Origin of the sequence: Brevundimonas sp. (assembly GCF_044239655.1) — a bacterium.
Taxonomy (GTDB): domain Bacteria; phylum Pseudomonadota; class Alphaproteobacteria; order Caulobacterales; family Caulobacteraceae; genus Brevundimonas.
Window position 1 is genome coordinate 1 of sequence record NZ_JBIIAY010000195.1, and the last position, 3,398, is coordinate 3,398.

The window sequence follows — 3,398 nt, forward strand, 5'->3', positions numbered from 1 at the left end:
CATGCCCGACAGGCTGAGCAGCGCGACGGTCAACAGCAGTTCGGCCTTCATGGGACATCCTCCGGAGGTCGCCCGTACTGCTCCGATGGCAACGAGCGTTCAACTATATACTGTATGCATCACTTATGATCGGCAAGCGTCGGATCAGGCCTTGGCGGGCGACTTGCCGGCGAACAGGAGGCAGCCCACCGCGCAGGCGCTGGTGACGCACAGCATGGCGGCGATCTCGAACGCGGTGCCGTCCAGCACCCTGACGGCGATGGTGGCCAGGAGCGCGCCCATGCCGAACTGGGCGAACCCCATGACCGCCGCGACGGCCCCCGCGCGCCAACCCGCCGCCCCCATCGCCTCCGCCGCCGCGTTGGGGCTGGACAGGCCGTTCATGGAGAAGGCGAGGCACAGCGGGATAAGGAAGGCCGGGATCAGGGCGGGCCACCGCGACACGCTGGCCAGCAGCAGGATGCAGGCCGCCAGGTTCAGCCGGGTCGACCAGATCAGAAGCCGGTGGCTGCTGAACCGGGTCAGCAGCACGCGATTGACTTGGGACCCGATCAGAACGGCCAGCGACCCGGCCCCGTAGAGCCAGCCGAAGGCGGTCGTTGGCACGCCGTATCCGTCGATCAGCAGATGGGCCGACATGGTCATATAGATGAAGGTGCCTGCCGCGCCGAAGCCCCCGCACATCACGAATGCCGCGACACGACGATCGCCGAGGATGGCCAAATAACTGCGGAAGGGATGCTCCGAGCGAGCGCGATGTCGCGATTCAGCAGAGCTACTTTCGCGAAGCCGTAGCCACACTACGACGCCCAGCGCGACTCCGAAGGCCAGCAGGACCCAGAAGACCGCACGCCAGCCGAAACTAGCGATGATCCAGCCCCCCGCCAGTGGCGACAGGATCGGGGCCACGCCGAGAATCAGCATCAATGTGGAATAGACGCCGGCCGACTCCTGCGGCGTGAACCGGTCGCGGACGATGGCCCGCGAGATCACGACGCCCGCGCAGCCGCCCAGCCCCTGCAAGAACCGGAAGGCGACCAGGGTCGACAGGTTCGACGCGACAATGCAGGCCACGGTCGCGACCAAATACAAGGCGATGCCGAACAGCAGCGGCGCGCGTCGCCCCCACCGGTCGGAGACCGGACCGTAGATCAACTGACCGGCGCAAAGACCCAGAGAAAAGGCCGCGACCGTGTCCTGCACCCCCGTCGCCGCCCCATCAAACTCCTGCGCCATCGCCGGCAGGCCCGGCAGATACATCGCTATGGACAGCGACCCGAACGCGGCCAGCGCTCCCAGGGTCAGGAGCAACTCCAGACGACCAGTTTCGGGCCGAGACTGCGTCCCGGGGTCAGCCAACCGAAGACGCCACTCCTTCCCTGGCCTCCAGCATCGCCAGACACAGGGTGCGCAGATCGCCCTTCCCGACCTTGCCCGAGCCAGTGCGCGGCAAGGCCTCTACCGCCAAGACATGCCGGGGCAGTTTATAGCCGGCCAGGCGACCCGACAGATGCGTACGGACCCGCTCGGCCAGGTTTTCGTCGGCGTCGGCGTGCGACATGGCGCACACACCGACCTCGCCCCAGCGCGCATCGGGCACGCCGACGATGGCGGTCTCGATCAGACCGGGAAAGTCGGCCAGCGCCGCCTCGACCTCGGCCGGATAGACGTTTTCGCCGCCGGAAATGTACATGTCCTTGCGACGATCGACGATGGTCAGATAGCCGTCGGCATCGCAGACCGCGATGTCTCCGGTCCGGAACCAGCCATCGGCGGTGAAAGCCCTCGCCATCTCGTCGGGCCGTCGCCAGTAGCCGCTGAACAGATTGGGACCGCGCAGCAGCAGTTCGCCCGGCTCACCCGGCCGCACATCGTTTTCGCTTGCATCCACCAGACGCAGCGCGATCCCCGGCGCCGGGATGCCTGCGGCCCCGGCCTTGGCCGCGATAATCGCCGGATCGAGCGCCATGCCCAGGACCGTGCCCGCCTCGCTCATGCCGAACCCATCGACGACGGGCACGCCGGCGTCCAGCCAGGCCATGATCGACGCCGCCGAATGCGGCGAACCGCCCGTGAACAAGGCGGTCAGATGCCCCAGGCGCGCCCCGTCGAACTCGGGCTGCGCGCGAATCCGGTCCGCCATCTGGGGCACGCAGAAATAGTGGGTCACCGCCAGGTCCGGATCGGACAAGCGGCCGAGCGTCCGTGCGGGCTCGAACCCGTCCGAGACCAGCATGACACCGCCCTGCATCACGATCGGCCGCACGCTGGTGATCAGCCCGATGATGTGGAACATCGGCGAGTCGATCAGGATCCGGCTGTGCGAATCGACCTGACCCAGAAGGCTGAAATTGATCGCGGTCTGACGCTGCGCCCGTTCGCTCAGCATCACGCCCTTGGGTGTGCCGGACGTGCCCGAGGTGAACAGGATCAGCGACACCTGCTCCGGATCGGCAGGCTCGGCGAACATCGCCCCATGCCCGTCGATCTGCTGCGCCAGGTCGCCGAGCGTCACGTCGATCGGCGCGAGGTCCCGCATCCCTGCGTCGCCGACGATCAGCCGGGGCTCCGCATCCGCGATCAGCACTGCGATCTCCGGCCCGCTGAGCCGCCAATTGAGCGGCACATAGATCAGACCCGCCCGGGCGCAGGCCAGATGCAGAATGATCAGCTCGACCCGGTTCCTCGCCAGCGACGCGACGCGGTCGCCGAGAGCGCAGCCGTGGCGGTGCCTCAGCAGGTCGGCGCACCGCCCGACCGCGCGGTCCAGCGCGCCGTAGGTCCAGCGGCGTCCCGAGGCCAGATCGATCGCCGCCAGCCCGTCCGGCTGGCGGCGGGCCTGAAAGGCCGTGTCGTCGATTGGCCCCATGGACAGATCAGGCCGACGTCTGCTTCAACTCATAGGCCCCGAGACCGGGCTTGTAGGTCTTGTCGTCGATGAACTGTTTGATGCCTTCCTTGCGGCCGTCGTTGTCGTAGGAGTTCGCAGCCTCCTGGGCCCGGATCAGATAGTCTTCGGCATTGTCGTAGGTCATCTCCTTGACCCGCCGAACGGCGTCCTTGGTGGCCTTCAGCGCCACCGGGTTCTTCTTCAGCAGGACGCCGGCAAGCTCGCGCACGCGGGCCTCCAGTCCGGCCAACGGAACGCTTTCGTTCACCAGACGCCATTCCGAGGCCTTCTTGCCGTCGATCAACTTGCCCGTCATGGCGTGATACATGGCGTCGCGCATCGGCATCAGGTCGACGACGACCTTTGTCGCCCCACCACCAGGCAGGATGCCCCAGTTGATCTCGGACAGGGCGAACTGGGCCTCGTCCGCCGCGATGGCGAGGTCGCAGGAAAACAGCGGACCGTATCCGCCGCCGAAGCACCAACCGTTGACCATGGCGATGGTCGG

Annotated in this window: 3 protein-coding genes; all 3 read right to left on the reverse strand. The window is 67.1% G+C overall.

Annotation, left to right across the window (positions count from 1 at the left end):
* Positions 1 to 144: 144 nt before the first annotated feature.
* Positions 145 to 1,359: a multidrug effflux MFS transporter gene (locus tag ACILQR_RS16130; protein WP_395652384.1), complete on the reverse strand. Its 1,215-nt coding sequence runs from the start codon at positions 1,357 to 1,359 to the stop codon at positions 145 to 147.
* Complete coding sequence (locus tag ACILQR_RS16135; protein ID WP_395652385.1) at positions 1,352 to 2,869, reverse strand: AMP-binding protein; 1,518 nt, start codon at positions 2,867 to 2,869, stop codon at positions 1,352 to 1,354. The genes ACILQR_RS16130 and ACILQR_RS16135 overlap by 8 nt, the downstream gene beginning before the upstream one ends.
* 7 nt (positions 2,870 to 2,876) lie before the next feature.
* On the reverse strand, positions 2,877 to 3,398 hold a 522-nt coding region (locus ACILQR_RS16140), incomplete at its 5' end, for a p-hydroxycinnamoyl CoA hydratase/lyase (RefSeq protein WP_395652386.1).